At 71.6% G+C, this 17,962-nt stretch carries 17 protein-coding genes and 1 pseudogene; 5 read left to right on the top strand and 13 right to left on the bottom strand.

The genetic code is table 11. From position 1 onward, the window contains the following. Together HLK59_RS39285 and HLK59_RS39280 are read right to left on the bottom strand one after the other, a co-directional pair. The coding region (locus HLK59_RS39285; protein WP_346779917.1) for a glucarate dehydratase family protein at positions 1 to 1,385 on the bottom strand (1,385 nt) is incomplete at its 3' end. Beyond that, positions 1,382 to 2,323 carry a 5-dehydro-4-deoxyglucarate dehydratase gene (locus HLK59_RS39280; RefSeq protein ID WP_171146431.1) on the bottom strand — a complete coding sequence of 314 codons (942 nt, stop codon included), beginning with the start codon at positions 2,321 to 2,323 and terminating at the stop codon, positions 1,382 to 1,384. The genes HLK59_RS39280 and HLK59_RS39285, both read right to left, overlap by 4 nt. 104 nt (positions 2,324 to 2,427) lie before the next feature. Between HLK59_RS39280 and HLK59_RS39275 the strand changes: the two genes are divergently transcribed. Next, positions 2,428 to 3,213, top strand: coding sequence for an IclR family transcriptional regulator (locus tag HLK59_RS39275; protein ID WP_171146430.1), 786 nt, complete (start codon positions 2,428 to 2,430; stop codon positions 3,211 to 3,213). A gap of 174 nt (positions 3,214 to 3,387) precedes the next feature. Beyond that, positions 3,388 to 4,599 carry an MFS transporter gene (locus tag HLK59_RS39270; protein WP_171146429.1) on the top strand — a complete coding sequence of 404 codons (1,212 nt, stop codon included), beginning with the start codon at positions 3,388 to 3,390 and terminating at the stop codon, positions 4,597 to 4,599. A gap of 21 nt (positions 4,600 to 4,620) precedes the next feature. Here HLK59_RS39270 and HLK59_RS39265 read toward each other — a convergent pair whose 3' ends face one another. The 5 genes from HLK59_RS39265 to HLK59_RS39245 are packed head-to-tail and all read right to left on the bottom strand — an operon-like array spanning position 4,621 to position 10,734. Continuing rightward, positions 4,621 to 5,613, bottom strand: coding sequence for an adenosine deaminase (locus tag HLK59_RS39265; RefSeq protein WP_171146428.1), 993 nt, complete (start codon positions 5,611 to 5,613; stop codon positions 4,621 to 4,623). Between the two features lie 20 nt (positions 5,614 to 5,633). Then, positions 5,634 to 6,539: a ribonuclease Z gene (locus HLK59_RS39260; RefSeq protein ID WP_171146427.1), complete on the bottom strand. Its 906-nt coding sequence runs from the start codon at positions 6,537 to 6,539 to the stop codon at positions 5,634 to 5,636. A gap of 6 nt (positions 6,540 to 6,545) precedes the next feature. Further along, positions 6,546 to 6,899 (bottom strand): histidine triad nucleotide-binding protein, encoded by a 354-nt coding sequence (locus tag HLK59_RS39255; protein ID WP_171146426.1) that lies wholly within the window; start codon positions 6,897 to 6,899, stop codon positions 6,546 to 6,548. A 57-nt stretch (positions 6,900 to 6,956) separates the two neighbouring features. After that, on the bottom strand, positions 6,957 to 10,154 hold the full coding sequence (locus HLK59_RS39250; protein ID WP_171146425.1) for a S41 family peptidase: 3,198 nt from the start codon (positions 10,152 to 10,154) through the stop codon (positions 6,957 to 6,959). Positions 10,155 to 10,200: 46 nt separating this feature from the next. Then, a complete protein-coding gene (locus HLK59_RS39245) occupies positions 10,201 to 10,734 on the bottom strand; it encodes a hypothetical protein (protein WP_171146424.1) in 534 nt (177 codons plus the stop codon). A gap of 114 nt (positions 10,735 to 10,848) precedes the next feature. On the opposite strand from HLK59_RS39245, the gene HLK59_RS39240 reads away from it, so the two are divergent. Continuing rightward, positions 10,849 to 11,271, top strand: a complete 423-nt coding sequence (locus HLK59_RS39240; RefSeq protein WP_240982904.1) for a hypothetical protein — start codon at positions 10,849 to 10,851, stop codon at positions 11,269 to 11,271. Here the strand turns inward: HLK59_RS39240 and HLK59_RS39235 are convergent. From HLK59_RS39235 to hrcA, 5 genes are all read right to left on the bottom strand, one after another. Then, positions 11,213 to 11,605 (bottom strand): VOC family protein, encoded by a 393-nt coding sequence (locus HLK59_RS39235; protein WP_171146423.1) that lies wholly within the window; start codon positions 11,603 to 11,605, stop codon positions 11,213 to 11,215. The genes HLK59_RS39240 and HLK59_RS39235 overlap by 59 nt on opposite strands. Before the next feature lie 16 nt (positions 11,606 to 11,621). Continuing rightward, positions 11,622 to 12,362, bottom strand: coding sequence for a 16S rRNA (uracil(1498)-N(3))-methyltransferase (locus HLK59_RS39230; protein ID WP_171146422.1), 741 nt, complete (start codon positions 12,360 to 12,362; stop codon positions 11,622 to 11,624). Next, a complete protein-coding gene (locus tag HLK59_RS39225; protein WP_171146421.1) occupies positions 12,359 to 13,444 on the bottom strand; it encodes a nitronate monooxygenase in 1,086 nt (361 codons plus the stop codon). The genes HLK59_RS39230 and HLK59_RS39225 overlap by 4 nt, the downstream gene beginning before the upstream one ends. Positions 13,445 to 13,665: 221 nt before the next feature. Then, complete coding sequence (gene dnaJ / locus HLK59_RS39220) at positions 13,666 to 14,802, bottom strand: molecular chaperone DnaJ (RefSeq protein WP_171146420.1); 1,137 nt, start codon at positions 14,800 to 14,802, stop codon at positions 13,666 to 13,668. Beyond that, entirely contained in the window at positions 14,803 to 15,819 is a 1,017-nt protein-coding gene (gene hrcA, locus HLK59_RS39215; protein WP_171146419.1) for a heat-inducible transcriptional repressor HrcA, read from the bottom strand. 151 nt (positions 15,820 to 15,970) lie between these two features. On the opposite strand from hrcA, the gene HLK59_RS39210 reads away from it, so the two are divergent. Both HLK59_RS39210 and HLK59_RS39205 read left to right on the top strand, forming a co-directional pair. Next, on the top strand, positions 15,971 to 16,702 hold the full coding sequence (locus tag HLK59_RS39210) for an MBL fold metallo-hydrolase (protein ID WP_171146418.1): 732 nt from the start codon (positions 15,971 to 15,973) through the stop codon (positions 16,700 to 16,702). Between the two features lie 31 nt (positions 16,703 to 16,733). Beyond that, complete coding sequence (locus HLK59_RS39205) at positions 16,734 to 17,543, top strand: DUF3097 domain-containing protein (protein WP_171146417.1); 810 nt, start codon at positions 16,734 to 16,736, stop codon at positions 17,541 to 17,543. Between the two features lie 76 nt (positions 17,544 to 17,619). On the opposite strand, the pseudogene HLK59_RS39200 reads toward HLK59_RS39205, so the two are convergent. Next, positions 17,620 to 17,760 (bottom strand): annotated as a pseudogene (locus HLK59_RS39200) (coproporphyrinogen III oxidase); the annotation flags it as partial. Positions 17,761 to 17,962 lie beyond the last annotated feature (202 nt).

The raw sequence follows: 17,962 nt of genomic DNA, 5'->3' as shown, positions 1-17,962 counted from the left end.
TGCACTTCTGGACTGCACTCTTTGCTTGTCTTCGGGCGTGTCAGACGTGTAAAAGAGACGGGGTAGTGGAGTCTGGTGCAATGTGAGTCCTTGCCCTCACAGTGAGGCAATCTGTGTGCCACTCCTCCCGGCGCGGGGACCAGAGTTGGCGCCGGATCGAACCGCTCCCGCAGCGCCCCGTCGTCATCGAGCCACCGCCGATGCAGGAACTCCACCTTCTCCCGGTCGAGTTCGACCCCGAGCCCGGGCGCGTCCGAGACCCGCACGGCCCCGTTCTCGAACGTCAGCCGCGAGGTGAGGACATCCTCCGACTGCCAGGGATAGTGGGAGTCGCACGCATGATGAAGGTCGGGAACGGTCGCCGCCACATGCGTCATCGCGGCCAGCGAGATCCCCAGATGGGTGTTGGAGTGCATGGACACCCCGACCCCGAACGTCCGGCAGATCGCGGCGAGTTGCTGGGTGTTCCGCAGCCCGCCCCAGTAGTGGTGGTCCGACAGCACCACCTGCACGGCATCGCGAGCGAACGCCTCCTTGATCTCCGCGAAGGTCGTCACGCACATGTTGGTCGCGAGCGGCACATCGGTCCCGGCGGACACCTCGGCCATGGCCGGCGTCCCGAGCGCGGGGTCCTCCAGATACTCCAGGACGTCCCCGATCTCCTCCGCCACCTTCAGCGAAGTCGCCACGCTCCAGGCCCCGTTGGGGTCGAGCCGCAGGGGATGCCCGGGAAAGGCCTCCGCCAGCGCCCGCACCGCCGCGATCTCCTCGTCCGGCGGAAACACACCCCCCTTGAGCTTGAACGAGGTGAATCCGTACCGCTCCTTGAACAGCCGGGCCTGCTCCACGACCCCGGCCGGATCGACGGCGGCCCCCCAGTCGTCCTTCTCGCAGGCCACACCCGCGGGATGATCGGCCCACTTGTAGAAGAGGTACGCGCTGTACTCGACCGCGTCCCGCACCTTCCCCCCGAGCAGCGCGTGCACCGGCAGTCCGAGGGCCTTGCCCAGCGCGTCGAGACAGGCCACCTCGAACCCGGAGACGACGGACAGGCGCAGCTTGTCGGCGGTCTGGACACCCCGCAACCCACCGACGTCGACCTGCCCGGAGACCCGGGAGGAGTCGACGGAGACCTCTTCGGCGACGGTGAACAGCCCGTTGAGGTCGGACACCTGCCGCCCCACCAGCTTCGCGACGAAGGGCCGGGCCAGCTCCAGGTACTTGGTGTCGCCGTACGTCTCGCCGACCCCGGTGATCCCGTCGGCCGTGACCACCTCGACGATGAGCCGCGGGGTGTACGGCTGGTGCACGCCCTGCGTGTTCAGCAGCGGCGGGTCGGCGACGAGGATGGGCGTCAGCCGTACGTCGGTGATCGTGAGGTTCACAGCGAGGCTCCTACGAGGTCGAGGCCGGTGGCGAGGAGAGACGTGAGGTCGGCCAGGTCGGCGGCCGAGGGGTCGGTCAGGGGCGCGCGTACGGGACCCACGGGAGCGCCCCGCAGCCGGGCCGCGGCCTTCACCAGCGACACGGCGTATCCGGGGACGCGGTCGCGGAGTTCGACGAGCGGGACGTAGAAGTCGCGCAGCAGCTTGTCCACCGTGCCCTCGTCGCCGGTCCTCAGCGCGTCGAAGAAGGCGTTCGCGATCTCCGGGGCGAAGGCGTGGACGGCGGAGGAGTAGGCGGGCACGCCGACGGTGGCGTAGGCGCGGGCCTGGATCTCGGCGGTGGCGGCGCCGTTGAAGAAGAGGAAGCCCTCGGGGGCGGCGAGGGTGAGGCGCTGGAGCCGGTCGAGGTCGCTGTGGCCGTCCTTGAGGCCGATGACGGTGGGAATCGCGGCCAGCCGCCGGAACGCCTCCAGCCCGAACGCGACCTGTCCGCGCTGGTAGGCGATGAGCGGCAGCCGGGTCCGCGCGGCGATCTCGGCCACCTGCCGGACGAGCCCTTCCTGCGGGGCGGCGACCAGGTAGTGCGGGAGCACCAGCAGCGCGTCGGCGCCGGCCTCCTCGGCGATGCGGGCGAAGCGGACGGCCTGCGCCCAGCCGTAGCCGATCCCGGCGACGACGGGCACCCGGCCCGCGGCCTCCTGGACGGCCACCGAGACCACGGTCCGGTACTCGTCCTCGTCCAGCGAGAAGAACTCCCCGGTGCCGCAGGCGGGGAAGACCGCGCCGGGGGCGGCGGCGATCCGGTCGGCGACATGGGCGCGGAAGCCGTCCGGGTCGAGAGAGCCGTCGGCGTGGAAGCTGGTCAGCGGGAACGACAGCACACCGCCCGCCATGCCCTCCCCCAGCCGCCGCACGACATCGCCCGTATCGAGACTCACCCTCACTCATCTCCCTATGTAGACGTCATCCACGTATGAAGATAGAGATTAGATACGCGAACCGCGACCGTCAATGGCACGGACATCCCGATTACGATCGGCACATGTCGGAGACAGGGGGCGTGCGCGAGGTGAAGTCGGCCGCGCGGACGGTCGAGCTGCTGGAAGTGCTGGCCGCGCGCGGGGACCGCCCGGCGCGGCTCCAGGAACTGGCGGACGAGCTGGAGGTGCCGCGCAGCTCGATGTACGCGCTGCTCCAGACCCTGATCTCCCGCGGCTGGGTCCGCACCGACATCACCGGCTCGCTCTACGGCATCGGCATCCACGCCCTGCTGACCGGCACGAGCTACCTCGACTCCGACCCGCGCGTGCGTGTCGTACGCCCGTATCTCGACGAGGCGTCCCAGGCGCTGGGCGAGACCATCCACATGGGCCGCCTGGACGGCCGGGACGTGGCGTACCTGGCGACCCGCGAGTCCCACGAGTACCTGCGCACGATCAGCCGCGTCGGCCGCCGCCTCCCCGCCCACGTCGGCGCCCTGGGCAAGGCCCTCCTGGCCGAACGCCCCGACGCGGACCTCCCCGAGGGCCCCTACGAAGCCATGACCCCCAACTCCCACACGAGCAGGGACCCCTTGGCGGCCGACCTGGCGGAGATCAGGGCGCGCGGCCACTCCGTCGACCGCGAGGAGGGCGTCCTCGGCATCATCGGCTTCGGTTTCGCCCTGCGCTACGACACACCCGCCCAGGACGCCATCAGCTGCTCGGTCCCGGTGGCCCGGCTGACTCCGGCGCACGAGGAGCAGATCCTCGCGGTGATGCGGGAGATCAGGGCCAAGATCGAGACGACGGTGCCGGCGGCCGGCGGGGCCGCTGTCCACTGGCGTTGAGGCGCTCGTCTACCCGGCATTCACCACCCGAAACACCACGTGCCCCAGATCACACCTCCCACTCTTTCTCCGGAACCGCGTGCTTGATACAAATTGCCCGCGCGTTCCTGTCCGTCGACGGTCGTCGCCCCTCCCCTTTTCGAGCCGCTTCTTTCGCATGCCCTGGGAACGCCCGTGTTCGCCCGCACCACCACGCCCTGGCCTCTTGTCGCCCTTTTCCTGGCCGGGTACCTCGCCCCGTACCTCCTCCCGACCACTGTCGGCAGGCTCGACTCGGGGCTTCCCCTGACCGCCACTCAGGCGGGCGCCGTCGGCAGTGCGCTGCTGCTGAGTTCGGCGTCCGCGGGGTTCCTGCTGGCGTCGAAGGTCGACCGGGTCGGCGCGCGGAGGCTGGCGCGGTTCGGGCTCGCCCTCGCGGTGGCCGGCTACGGCGGCGCCGCGCTCAGCGGCAGTGTCGCGGTCGTCGTCACCGGCGCGATGGTCGGCGGGTTCGGATCCGGTACGGCCACCGCGGTCGCCGCCACCGGGATCGCGGCCCAGCGGGACCCGCACCGCACGACCACACTCGGTCTGCTCGGCGTCTCCGCCCTCGCGGGTGCCGTCTATCTGACCGTCCCGCACCTGGGCCCGGGCCACGGTCAGCCGCTGGCCGCGACAGCCCTCACCGCCCTCGTGGTCTGGCCCCTGACGAACCGTCTCCCGCAGCACACGGCCACCACCCCGCGGACCCGCCGGACGAGGACCCCGCTCCCCCACCTCCGGGCCGGCCTCCTGCTCGCCGCGACCCTCCCCTGCTGGTCCCTCGCCCAGAACTCCCTCTGGGGCGTCAGCGGCCGCATCGGCCTCACCCAGGCCCACCTGACGGAGGCCACGGTCGGCGCCGTCTTCGCCATCGGGCTCGGCGCGGGCCTGCTGGGCGTCATCGGAGCGGGCGCGCTGGGCCCCCGCCTCGGCCACGCCCTGCCGATCGGCGCGGGCACGGCCCTGATCGCCGTCTGCATCGCCCTGAGCGCGTCCGCGACCGACCTGACGACCTTCGCGGCCGGCGAGATCGCCTGGAACACGCTCTACCCGATCGTCCTGTCGTACGTCATAGGCCTGGCCGCCTCCCTGGACCCACAGGGCCGCTGGGCGGTCCTGGTCGGCTCGGCGTCGTCCCTGGGCACGGCGGCGGGCCCCCTGACGGGCAGCCTGCTGGCGGCCGAGGCGGGCTTCCCGACGATGGGGCTGGTCCTGGCGGCGGGCCTGCTGCTGATCGCCGTACCGATGACGGCGACAGCGCTCAGAGCGGGAAGCCGCACGATGCCGGTGGTCGAGATCACCGTCGAAACCTCGGCTGTCCCGACCCGACGCTCTTACGACACGGCAGCTGTCGCGCCCCGTTAGGGGCGCGGGGAAGCCCGAGGACTACGAGAACTCGTAGCTCTCCACTTCATCCAGATACCGCTGACGCCGCTCCTCGTCATGCTCCAGGAAAGACGCCAGGAACGAGTTCCGGGCAAGCTCCCGCAACCGCTCCTCACCAAGCCCCAACGCCGAGCGCACCGCGTCGAAGTTGTCTCCCGCATACCCCCCGAAGTACGCCGGGTCATCGGAGTTCACCGTGCACAACAACCCGGCGTCGAGCATCGCGGGCAGAGGGTGATCGGCCAGGACGTCGACCGTCCGCAGCCGGACATTGGACAGCGGGCACAGCGTCAGCGGCACGCGATCCCGTACGAGCCGTTCCACGAGCTCCAAAGACTCCATGCACCGCAGCCCGTGATCGATCCGCTCCACGCCCAGCACGTCCAGCGCCTCGACGATGTACTCCGGCGGCCCCTCCTCCCCGGCATGGGCGACGCGTCGCAGACCGAGGGCCGCGGCCGCCTCGTACACCTCGCGGAACTTCACCGGCGGATGCCCGACCTCGGCGGAGTCGAGTCCGACACCGGCGATCCGGTCGAGATACGGCTTCGCGGCCTCCAGCGTCCGCAGCGCCGACTCGGCGGACTCGTCCCGCAGGAAGCACAGGATCAGCTGCGTGGAGACGCCGTGCCGCGCCTCGCTGCCGCCGAGTGCCCGCCACAGCCCGTCGACGACCGTCCCCATCTCCACACCGCGCGCGATGTGGGCCTGCGGGTCGAAGAAGATCTCCGCGTGCCGCACCCCCTGCGCGGCGGCACGGGCGAGGTAGGCGTTCGCGAGGTCCTCGAAGTCGCGCTCGGTGCGGAGCACGGCCATGAGCTCGTAGTACAGGTTCAGGAAGGACTGGAGGTCCTCGAAGTCGTACGCCTTGCGAAGCTCTTCGGTGTCCGCGTACGGCAGCTCGACGCCGTTGCGGGCGGCCAGCTCGAAGGCCAGCTCGGGCTCCAGCGTGCCTTCGATGTGGAGGTGCAGTTCAGCTTTGGGGAGGGGCATCAAAGCATCGTACGGCGGCTTTACCGCCGTTTCGGAACCGGCACCCGCAGAAGATCATGCGCGACCGTCAGCTCGCCCTCGAACCCCGCGGCCCGCGCCTGCCGTTCGAACTCGTCGGGGTCGCCGTAGCGCTGGCTGAAGTGGGTGAGCACGAGATGCCGTACACCGGCGTCCCGCGCCACCGTGGCCGCCTGCCCGGCGGTCAGGTGGCCGTGGTCGACCGCCAGGTCGATGTCCTCGTCCAGGAACGTCGACTCGATGACGAGCATGTCGCACCCCTCGGCCAGCGCGTACACGCCGTCGCACAGCCGGGTGTCCATGACGAACGCGAACCGCTGCCCGCGCCGCACCTCGCTGACGTCTTCGAGGGAGACCCCGCCGACCGCGCCTTCCCGCTGGATCCGGCCGACGTCCGGGCCCTTGACGCCGTGCGCGGCGAGGCGGTCGGGCAGCATGCGGCGCCCGTCGGGCTCGACGACGAGATAGCCGTACGACTCGACGGGGTGGGAGAGCTTGCGGGCTTCGAGCGCGTAGGAGGCGGCCGTGGCCAGCGCCCCGTCCTCGCTCACCGGTGCCTGGGTGATCCCGACCGTCTCGCGGTAGGCGGTGGAGTACCGCAGCCGGTCGAAGAAGTGCTGACCGGACTCGGGGTAGTGGGCCGTGATCTCGTGCGGCACCCGGTCGAGGTTGATCCGCTGGATGACCCCGGCGAGCCCCAGCGAGTGATCGCCGTGGAAGTGCGTGACGCAGATCCGGTTCAGGTCGTGCGCGGCGACGCCGGCCCGCAGCATCTGGCGCTGGGTGCCCTCGCCCGGGTCGAAGAGGATGCCCTCGCCGTCCCAGCGCAGGAGGTAGCCGTTGTGGTTGCGGTGCCGGGTGGGGACCTGGCTGGCGGTGCCGAGGACCACCAGTTCACGTACGGACACGGTGACTTACCCCGGCGGCCACTGGAGGCCGCGCCCGCCGAGGACGTGCGCGTGGGCGTGGAAGACGGTCTGGCCGGCGCCCGCCCCGGTGTTGAAGACGATGCGGTAGCTCTCCAGCTTGTCCTCGTCGGCGACGGACTGCGCCTCGCCGAGGACGTCGGCGGCGGCGGCCGGGTCGGCGGCGGCGAGGGCCGCGGCGTTCTCGTAGTGCGCCTTGGGGATCACCAGGACGTGCGTGGGGGCCTGCGGGTTGATGTCCCGGAAGGCGACGGTGGTGTCCGTCTCACGGACGATCGTCGCCGGGATGTGCCCTGCGACGATCTTGCAGAACAGGCAGTCGTCCTGCGGTTCCCCTGGCATGTGGTGGTCCCTTCGGATCGCGGGTGTGGGGCATCTGGGGGCATCGTATCGAGCAGGTCAGGGAAGCGACGGAGGCACCTTCGCCGGGGTCCGCTCCAGGGCCTCCAGCGCTATGCGCACCGCCTCGTCCAGCTGTACGTCCCGCCCCGCCTCGTGGTCCTGCGGCCGCTGGACCACCTCCACGTCCGGGTCCACGCCGTGGTTCTCCACGCCCCACTCGTAACCCTCCAGCCAGAACGCGTACTTGGGCTGGGTGATGAGCGTGCCGTCGACGAGCCGGTAGCGGCTGTCGATCCCGATGACTCCGCCCCAGGTGCGCGTGCCGACCACCGGCCCGATCCCCAGCGCCTTGATCGCCGCGTTGACGATGTCGCCGTCGGAGCCCGAGAACTCGTTCGCCACGGCGACCACCGGCCCCCTCGGCGCGTCCTGCGGATAGCTGTACGGCCGCATTCCGCGCGGCAGGGCCCAGCCGACGATCCGCCGGGCCAGCTTCTCGACGACGAGCTGGGAGGTGTGGCCGCCGCGGTTCTCGCGGACGTCGACGACCAGCCCCTCGCGGGCCACCTCGACCCGCAGGTCACGGTGGATCTGGGCCCAGCCGGGGGCCTGCATGTCGGGGACGTGGAGGTAGCCGAGGCGGCCGCCGGACCTCTCGTGGACGTAGGCCCGCCGGTCCGCGACCCACGCGTGGTAGCGCAGCGGTTCCTCGTCCGCGATCGGTACGACGACGGCGTGCCGCACCTCGCCGCCGCCGGACGGCGAGACGGTCAGCTCGACCGGCTTGCCCGCCGTGCCCACGAGGAGCGGGCCGGGACCGGTGACCGGGTCGACCGGGTGCCCGCCCACCGCGACGACCGCGTCCCCGGCGCGCACCGCGACACCGGGTGCGGCGAGCGGGGAGCGGGCCTCGGGGTCGGAGGTCTCGGTCGGCAGGATCCGGTCGATGCGCCAACTGCCGTCCTGGTGACGGGAGATGTCGGCGCCGAGCAGACCCTGCCGGGGGCCGCCGCCGTAGCCGCCGCGCGGCATGACGTAGGCGTGCGAGGTGCCGAGCTCGCCCTGCACCTCCCAGAGGAGGTCGACGAGGTCGTCGTGGGTGGCGACCCGGTCCACCACCGGGCGGTAGCGGTCCAGGACACCGGACCAGTCGACACCGCTCATGTCGGGGCGCCAGAAGTGGTCCCGCATGATGCGGCCGGTCTCCTCGTACATCTGCCGCCACTCGGCCGACGGGTCGACGGTCTGCCGGATCCGGGCGAGGTCGACGGTGATGTTGGTGTCGCTGTCCTCGTCGCCGGAGGCGCGGCGGTCGCTGGGGACGACCTTCAGCCGCCCGTCGGTCCACAGCAGGACCCGCTTGCCGTCCCCGCTGACCGCGAAACGGTCGGCGTCGGCGGCGAGATGCTCCAGGCGCTGCTGGGCGAGGTCGTAGCGCTCCAGCTCGGTCTTGGGGTCGGGGTCGTCCGGGGTGGCCCGGGTGGCGCCGAGGACGCCCTGCACGGGGTGGCGCAGCCACAGCACACCGTCCTTGGCCGCGCGCAGGCCGGAGTAGCGGGCGGCCTCGACGGGGAAGGGCACGATCCGGTCGGCGAGTCCTTCGAGGTCGACGCGGGTGGCCGGGGTGCCCTCGCTGTCGGGCGTCTCGTCCTTGTCGGGGGCCTCGAAGGGGCGGCCGTGGCGCTGCGGCCCGAACGGCGAGGGGGTGGTTGCGGCGAGCGTGATCAGGTGCGGGCGGTCGCCGACCACGAAGGCGAGGTCGAAGACGTGCTCGTCGTAGACCGGGTCGAAGGAGCGGGTGGAGAGGAAGGCGAGGTGCTTGCCGTCCAGGGTGAAGGTGGGCGCGTAGTCCTGGAAGCGGAGCGGGGTCGCCTCGGTGACGGAGAGGTCGGTGGTGTTGGCGAGCCGGAGCTGGCGCAGCGGGCGCGGGCCGGGGTGCGACCAGGCGAGCCAGGCCGAGTCGGGCGAGAACACCAGCCCGGAGACATCGCCGTCCTCGCTCCGGTCCACCTCCCGGACCTCGCCGGTCTCCCGCTCGACGAGCAGGACGCGTCCGTCGTGCGCGGCGACCGCGGCCCGGCTGCCGTCGGGGGCCATGGCGAGTCCGAGGACCCGGCCGAGCTGTCCGGCGGCCAGGCGGCGCGGGGTGGCGCCGGGGGCGAGGCCGGTGGCGGGCGCGAACTCCAGGGCGTCGTCGCCCTCCGCGTCGGTCACCCACACCACCCATTCCTCGCCCTCCGTGCGGAAGGTGCGGGGCAGCCGGGCCCGTACGCCGGGTTCGGCGGCCAGCGCCCGGGTCGGGCCCGAGCGGTGGGTGACCCAGTGCACGGCGCCCCGGACGCCGACCGCGCTGCCGCGCGCGGTGTGGTCGGGGGCGGCGGAGCCGAACCAGCGGGAGGCGTTCACCGCGAACGGCTGCCGGTCGACGCGCTGCCCGCCGAGCCGCACCTCCAGCCGGCGCGGCTCGGCCCCGTCCAGGTCGTCCAGGACCCACAGTTCACCGGCGGCGGTGTACACGACCCGGGTGCCGTCACCGGCGGCGTGCCGGGCGTAGAACCCGTCGAGAGGGGTGTGCCGGCGCAGGTCGGAGCCGTCGGCGAGGGAGGAGTACAGCGCGCCGACCCCTTCGTGGTCGGAGAGGAACGCGATCCGCTCCCCCGCCCACACCGGGAACTCGATGTTCCCGTCGAGGTCCTGATGCAGCCGTACGAACTCCCCGTCGCCCTCGTGATCGATCCACAGCTTGCCCGCCGTACCGCCCCGGTACCGCTTCCACCAGGCGGCCTCCCGCCCCATCGGCGCGGACAGCAGCACGGTGGACGGCCCGAGCGCGACACCGCCCACCGGACCGTACGGCAGGACGGTCGGTGGTCCCCCGTCGAGCGGGACGGCGTACGCCCAGGAGCGGCGCGAGCTGGCCTCGCCGTGGGTGGTGATCGCGAGGACCCGGCCGTCGGGGGTCCAGCCGCGCACCTGGGTGCGCCAACTCCCCCAGTGCGTCAGCCGCTTGGCGGGACCGCCGTCGACGGGGGCGATGTGCACCTCGGGGGCGCCGTCCCGGGTGGAGGTCCAGGCGACGGTGGTGCCGTCGGGGGAGATGCGCGGGGTGGAGACGGGCACGTTGTCGGCGCTGACCCGCCAGGCCCGGCCGCCGTCGAGGGGGGCGATCCACACGTCGTCCTCGGCGGTGAAGGCCGCCAAGTCGCCGTGCAGGTGCGGAAACCGGAGATACGAGGGCGTCGCGGGCTGTGTCACCCGTCAACCCTATGCAGGGCCGACGGCCCACGGACAGGGCTTTGGATCACTTGCCCTGGACGGGCCTGCAGTCCGGGTACTTGTCGCACCAGATGGTCTCCGTGACCGTCACGGTGACGGTGGCGCCCGGCTGTCCGTTGCCGCCCGGGTTGTTCGGCTCGGGCGAGGCGTTGCAGTTGCCCAGTCCGTTGACCTGGAACCATGTCTTGCCGTCGATCTTCGCCGTCAACTCACCGCGTACACACTGCCCGTTGACGACCCGGGTGATCTTGCCGTCGACGTCGATGTCCTTGTTGCCGGTGGTCTCACCGGTGCAGTGGACCTCGGCCACGGCATTGTCGGTCGCCGTCGGCGTGGGCCGGTTCCCGTAGGAGGCCTGGCAGGTCAGCCACTGCACATCGGCCTTCTGCCGCTCCAGCTCCTTCGTCACGGTCTGGTCGGTGGTGTACGCCACGGACGCGGAGTTCAGCCCCGCGGGATCACAGGCGGCGACCCCGCCGACGACCATGACGGCGAACACCGCCGCGGCGGCCACTCGCCGCCCACGCCGCCGACCCCGAACGCTGCGCAGAACCCCCATGGAGGGCAGCTTCCCACTGTCCCGACCGACGCGGTAGAGCGCATACGGACACTCGCTCCCCAGCCGGGTGAAAACCCGGAGACCGGGAACTGCCCGTCCGTCTAACGTGACAGCATGCGCAACGACCGCCGCCTTCGCCGTCTCGTCGTGGACGAGCGGACGGCCTATCTGTGGAACTTCCGTCAGAAGAAGGCCGCCGACGGCGTCTGGCGGGACATCCTCACGCTGCACCGGGACGGCGACCGCACCCGGTTCGTCTTCCGGGCGGGCGGCGCGGGCTCGGGCCGGTACGTGTCCGAGGGCGACATCTGGTTCCAGGGCTACGCCGTCGACGGCAAGGGCGCGGGGATCAACCTCCGCGAGCCCGGCGTCGTACGCGCCCTGCTCGACGAGGCCGCCCGGCGCGGCCTGCTGCTCCCCGGCGACCGGGAGTTGGACGGCTGGGAGCTGTTCCAAGCCGTCGCCGAGACCGTCGACCTCACGCGCGCAGCAGCAGCCACTCCTGAAGCTCCACGAGGTTGCCCTCCGGGTCCTTGAGGTGGGCGACGCGCATGCGGTCGGTCATGGGGGCGGGCCCGTGCAGCAGGACCGCGCCCCGCTCGGCGATCTGCTCGCAGTAGGTGTCGAGGTCGTCGACGCGCAGCACGACCAGTGACCGGTGCCCGCTCGCCTCGTCGCCCAGCTCCCCCAGTATCCCGGCCATCATGGCCCGGTCCTGGAGGGCGATGCCTGCGGAGCCGGTGGTGGGGCTGAACTTCTCGTACGGTCCCCGCGTCGCCCCCGACTGCGCCTTGAGGCCGAGGACCTCGGCGTAGAAGCGGTAACAGACGGGGAAGTCGGAGACGAGCAGCCGGACTTGGGCGAGTTCCAAGGCGTTCCCTCTGGTCTCAGGACCAGCGGCCGGTGCGCGCGAGGAGCACGGCGGTCGCGGCGGTCCCGGCGGTCGATGTACGCAGCACGGTACGCCCGAGGACGTACGGCTTCGCCCCGGCTTCCTCGAACAGTGCCAACTCCTGGGGGGAGACGCCCCCTTCGGGCCCGACCACGAGCACGATGTCGCCCTCGGTGGGGAGTTCGACGGTGGCCAGCGGTTCGTCACCGCTCTCGTGGAGCACGGCGGCGAAGTCGGCCTCGGCGAGCAGCGCCGCGACCTGCTTGCCGGTGGCCAGGTCCGCGACCTCGGGGAAGCGGAACCGCCGGGACTGCTTGCCGGCCTCGCGGGCGGTGGACCGCCACTTGGCGAGGGCCTTCAGTCCGCGGTCGCCCTTCCACTGGGTGATGCAGCGGGAGGCCTGCCAGGGCACGATCGCGTCGACGCCGGTCTCGGTCATGGTCTCGACGGCCAGCTCGCCGCGGTCGCCCTTGGGGAGGGCCTGGACGACGGTGATACGGGGGGACTCCTCCGGCTCCTCGACCACGGACTCCAGGTCCATGACGACGAGCCGGTCCTTGCCCTCGGCCGCCCTCACCACACCCTCGGTCCAGCGACCGCGCCCGTCGGTGAGGACGACGTTCTCGCCGGGCCGCAGCCGCTTCACGGAGACGGCGTGCCGTCCCTCGGGGCCGTCGAGCACGAACTGCCCGCCGAGGCCGTCCAGTCGGTCCACGACGAACACGGGAGCCGTCATCGGAGGTCACCGCCCTCCGGGAAGACCGACAACGCTGTCCGGGCGTCGGCGAGTTCGGCGACCAGTACCTCGACCAGCTGCCCGGCGGGCAGCTCGCGCGCCATCCGGTGGCCCTGGCCGGCCCACAGGGCCATGCCCTGCGCGTCCTTGGCCTTGGCGGCGGCCTTCCGCAGCGGGGAGGTGAGGTGGTGGATCTCCGGGTAGGCGGCGGGCGCGTACCGGCCGTGCTCGCGCAGGAAGCGGTTGACGAGCCCGCGGGCGGGGCGGCCGGAGAAGGCACGGGTCAACTCGGTGCGGACGAACAGGGGGTTGGTGAGCGCCTGCTTGTGGACGGGTGCGGCGCCGGACTCGGTGGTGGCGAGGAAGGCGGTGCCCAGCTGGGCGGCGGAGGCGCCGGCGGCGAGGACGGCGGCGATCTGGCTGCCGCGCATGATGCCGCCGGCGGCGACGAGGGGGATGCCGACTGTCTCGCGGAACTGCCCGAGGAGGGACAGCAGCCCTGTCCCGGCTCCGTCGTTCTCCGGGATGTCACGGTGGGTGCCCTGATGCCCGCCGGCCTCGACGCCCTGCGCGATGACCGCGTCGGCGCCGGCCCGCTGTACGGCGAGGGCCTCCTCGGCGGTGGTCGCGGTGACGAGGGTGAAGGTCCCGGCCCGCCGGAGGGACTCCAGGACCTCGCTGCTGGGGACGCCGAAGTGGAAGGAGACCACCGGCACCGGGTTGTCGAGCAGTACGGCGAGCTTGGCGTCGTACCCGTCGTCACGGCCGCTGTCGGGATCCCCGAGCTCGGTCTCGTACCAGGAAGCCTCGCCGGACAGCTGGTGCGCGTACACGTCGACGGCGGCCGGGTCGGCGTACTCGGGCTGCGGCATGAACAGATTGACCCCGAACGGACGCCCGGTCAGTCCCCGCAGCTGTTTGATCTCCTGATAGAGCCCGTCCGCCGTCTTGTACCCGGCGGCAAGGAACCCGAGCCCCCCGGCATCGGACACGGCGGCGGCGAGCTGCGGCACGGAAACGCCGCCCGCCATGGGGGCCTGCACGATCGGATGCGGGAAAAGATCGGTCAGCGCGGAGGACATGCCCGCATGTTGTCACGTCCTCCGAACAAGTCCGAATCCGGCCTTCCACTGGCATAGGACAGGGGAATGGGCCGCGGGTGAGGACGCCGAGAACCCTCTGCCGACCACTGCTTTTCAGCCCGTCCGGGGGTACCCCCTCCGGGGGAGATGGGAACGGGTAAGGGCGGCGGGGGCGAGAAAATCCCGCCCGCAGCCGCCCTCTACCGATCACCGATCACCGATCACCGACCGTTGAACGCGTCCTTCAACCGAGAGAACAACCCCTGCTGCCCCGGCTGGAACTGCCCCGTGGGCCGCTCCTCGCCCCGCAGCTTCGCCAGCTCCCGCAGCAACCGCTCCTGCTCCGGATCCAGCTTGTTCGGCGTCTGCACCTCGACGTGGACGATGAGGTCGCCCCGGCCGCCGCCCCGCAGATGCGTGACACCGCGCCCGTGCAGCGGAATCGACTGCCCGGACTGCGTGGCGGGCCTGATGTCGACCTCTTCCAGCCCGTCCAGCGTCTCCAACGGCACCTTGGTACCGAGCGCCGCCGCGGTCATCGGAATCGTCACCGTGCAGTGCAGATCGTCACCACGCCGCTGGAACTGCGAGTGCGGCAGCTCATGGATCTCGACGTACAGGTCACCGGCGGGACCCCCACCGGGCCCGACCTCACCCTCGCCGGCGAGCTGGATCCGCGTGCCGTTGTCGACACCGGCCGGAATCTTGACCGTGAGGGTACGACGGGACCGTACGCGACCGTCGCCCGCGCACTCGGGGCACGGCGTCGGAACGACCGTCCCGAACCCCTGGCACTGCGGACACGGCCGGGACGTCATGACCTGCCCCAGGAACGACCGCGTCACCTGCGACACCTCACCGCGCCCGCGGCACATGTCACACGTCTGGGCGGAGGTCCCCGGCGCCGCGCCCTCACCACTACAGGTGGTGCACACGATCGCCGTGTCGACCTGGATGTCCTTCGTCGTGCCGAAGGCCGCCTCGTCGAGCTCGATCTCCAGCCGGATCATCGCGTCCTGGCCGCGCCGCGTACGCGACCGCGGGCCCCGCTGCGACGCCGTACCGAAGAACGCGTCCATGATGTCCGAGAAGTTCCCGAACCCACCGGCCCCGAAGCCGCCCGCGCCACCGCCGCCCGCCTGGGACAGCGGGTCGCCGCCGAGGTCGTAGACCTGCTTCTTCTGCGGGTCCGAGAGCACCTCGTAAGCGGCGTTGATCTCCTTGAACCGCTCCTGGGTCTTCGGATCAGGGTTGACGTCCGGGTGCAGCTCGCGTGCGAGCCGACGGAAGGCCTTCTTGATCTCTTCCTGCGACGCGTCGCGGCGCACGCCGAGAACGGCGTAGTAGTCCGTGGCCACTTACGACTCCGCCAGGATCTGTCCGACGTACCTCGCCACTGCGCGTACCGCTCCCATCGTTCCCGGGTAATCCATGCGGGTCGGTCCGACCACGCCGAGCTTGGCGACTGCCTCGCCGCCCGAACCGTAGCCGACCGACACGACGGACGTGGAGTTGAGTCCCTCATAGGCGTTCTCATGACCGATGCGTACGGTCATGCCCGAATCCCCGGCCTCACCAAGCAACTTGAGGAGCACTACCTGCTCCTCCAGGGCTTCGAGGACCGGACGGATAGTGAGGGGGAAGTCATGTCCGAAGCGGGTGAGATTGGCGGTTCCGCCGATCATCAACCGCTCCTCGTTCTCCTCGACGAGGGTCTCCAGGAGAGTGGAGAGCACCGTCGAGACCGTGCCGCGGTCCTCCAGGTCGAAGCCCTCGGGGAGGTCCTCGACGAGCATCGGCACATCACTGAAGCGCCGGCCCGCGACCCTGCTGTTGAGCCGGGCCCGCAGATCGGCGAGGGACGTCTCGCCGAAGGGCGCCGGGCAGTCGATCATCCGCTGCTCGACCCGCCCGGTGTCCGTGATCAGCACGAGCATCAGGCGCGCAGGTGCGAGCGCGAGCAGTTCGACATGGCGCACGGTGGACCGGGTGAGCGAGGGGTACTGCACCACCGCGACCTGCCGTGTGAGCTGCGCGAGCAGCCGTACGGTCCGGGCCACCACGTCGTCGAGATCGACGGCGCCGTCGAGGAAGTTCTGGATGGCACGCCGCTCGGGCGCGGTCATCGGCTTGACGCCCGCGAGCTTGTCGACGAACAGCCGGTAGCCCTTGTCCGTGGGGATGCGCCCGGCACTGGTGTGCGGCTGGGCGATGAACCCCTCGTCCTCCAGGGCCGCCATGTCGTTGCGGATCGTCGCCGGGGAGACTCCGAGGCTGTGCCGCTCGGTGAGGGCCTTGGAACCGACCGGCTCCTCGGTGCCCACATAGTCCTGGACGATGGCGCGCAGCACCTGGAGCCTGCGTTCACTCAGCATCGCGCACACCTCCAGAAGTCGTTCCCTCGGCGCCTTGCCTGGCACTCTGTCCGCCCGAGTGCCAGCATTCCCCGGCCCAGTGTACGGCGGTGGGGTACCGCCCGGGCAAGGTCGGTCCTGCCACGACCGCTCGTACGGCTAGCGTCGCCGTATGACGGTGACTTGGGAAGAGCTGGGGTGGGAGCGGGTGGCGGCCGGGGTCGGGCGGTGCCGGCTGCCTGGCTGGGACTGCACGGCGGGGCTGGTCGTCGGCGCGGGAACCGCCCTGCTGATCGACGCCGGGTCGAGTATCGGTGAGGGTTCGCGGCTGCGCACGCAGGCCGAATCGCTCGCGGGGCACCGTGTGACCCATCTCGCGCTGACGCATCCCCACTTCGACCATGTCTTCGGGGCGGCGGCGTTCGCGGAGGCGGAGGTGTACGGGCCGGTGGGCATGGGCGCGCTGTTCGACCAGCACCGGACGCACGAGGAGCTACGGGCCGACGCGGTCGGCAACGGTCTGGAGGAGCGGCTCGCCGACGAGGCCCTGGCGTCCCTGACCCGTCCGCTCCACCATGTCTCCGGCGAGTGGACCCTCGATCTCGGCGGCGGCCGCCAGGTCCTGCTGGCCAACGTCGGCCCCGGCCACACCGGCCACGACCTCGTGGTCCTGGTCCCCGGCGCTCCGGAGGTGGTCTTCTGCGGCGATCTGGTCGAGGAGTCCGGCGAACCGCAGGCGGGCCCCGACGCCGTACCGTCGCACTGGCCGGCGGCGCTGGACCGGTTGCTGGAACTGGGCGGCGAGGACGCGCTGTACGTGCCCGGTCACGGAGCGGTGGTGGACGCGGCGTTCGTACGACGGCAGCGCGACGACCTGGCGGCCCGCTTCGGCGTGTCGCGCTGAGCGCCCCCGGGCTTCTCCTATCGTCATCCGAATGCGCCAGTACTCCGCCGACCTGACCCCTCCCTGGAAGAAGCCGAAGCCCGTCCCCGAGGTCCCGGCGGAGCCCGGCCTGGTGGTCGAGGAGCCCGGCACCGGTTTCTGCGGTGCGGTGATCCGCTGCGAGGCGGGCACGGTGACCCTGGAGGACCGCTTCGGCAAGCACCGGGTGTTCCCGATGGAGCCGAGGGGCTTTCTGCTGGAGGGCCGGGTGGTGACACTCGTACGTCCCACCGGTCAGGCGCCGCCACGTCCCACCCGTACGGCATCCGGCTCGGTGGCCGTCCCCGGCGCCCGCGCCCGCGTGGCCCGCGCGGGCCGTATCTACGTCGAGGGCCGGCACGACGCGGAGCTGGTGGAGAAGGTCTGGGGCGACGACCTGCGCATCGAGGGCGTGGTCGTGGAGTACCTGGAGGGCGTGGACGATCTGCCGTCGATCGTCGAGGAGTTCGCGCCGGGTCCGGACGCCCGTCTCGGCGTCCTGGTGGACCACCTGGTGCCGGGCACCAAGGAGTGGCGGATCGCACAGTCGGTGACCAGCGAACACGCCCTGGTCGTCGGCCACCCCTACATCGACATCTGGGAGGCGGTGAAGCCGTCGTCGGTCGGGATCGCGGGTTGGCCGAAAGTCCCCCACGGCCAGGACTGGAAGACGGGCGTGTGCCGGGCCGTGGGCTGGCCCCCGGAGAACACGGGCGCGGTGTGGCAGGCGATCCTGAAGCGGGTGGAGTCGTACAGGGACCTGGAGCCGGAGCTCCTGGGCAGGGTGGAAGAACTGATCGACTTCGTGACTGCACCCACCTAGGGGCGCGGGGAACTGCGCGACCGGCCACAACAAACCCGCAGCCGCCACACGACAGAACCCGGCACCCATTGGGCGCCTAGTCCACCAGGTCCCGCACCACCGCATCCGCCAGCAACCGCCCCCGCAAGGTCAGCACCGCGCGCCCCGCGCCATACGGCTCTTCCTGGAGAAGTCCGTCCGACAGAGCCCGGCGGGAGGCCCGGAGCCCCGCCTCCCGCCGGGCTCTGTCGGACGGGCTCCTCCAGGCAGAGCCGTATGGCGCCGGGCGCGGGGTGCTGGGCGTGCGGGGGAGGTTGCTGGCGGATGTGGGGGGGCGGGACCTGGTAGCCTAGGCGACCCGACGGCGCTGAGGTCGGTTGCGTGGGGGCTGGGGGCTTATTGTGGCCGGAGGCGGACTACCCCTCGCCGCTCGCTTGGTG

The organism is Streptomyces sp. S3(2020), assembly GCF_013044505.1.
Taxonomy (GTDB): domain Bacteria; phylum Actinomycetota; class Actinomycetes; order Streptomycetales; family Streptomycetaceae; genus Streptomyces.
Note: the sequence above shows the minus strand (reverse complement) of the source record. Positions and strands in the feature narration are given on the sequence as shown.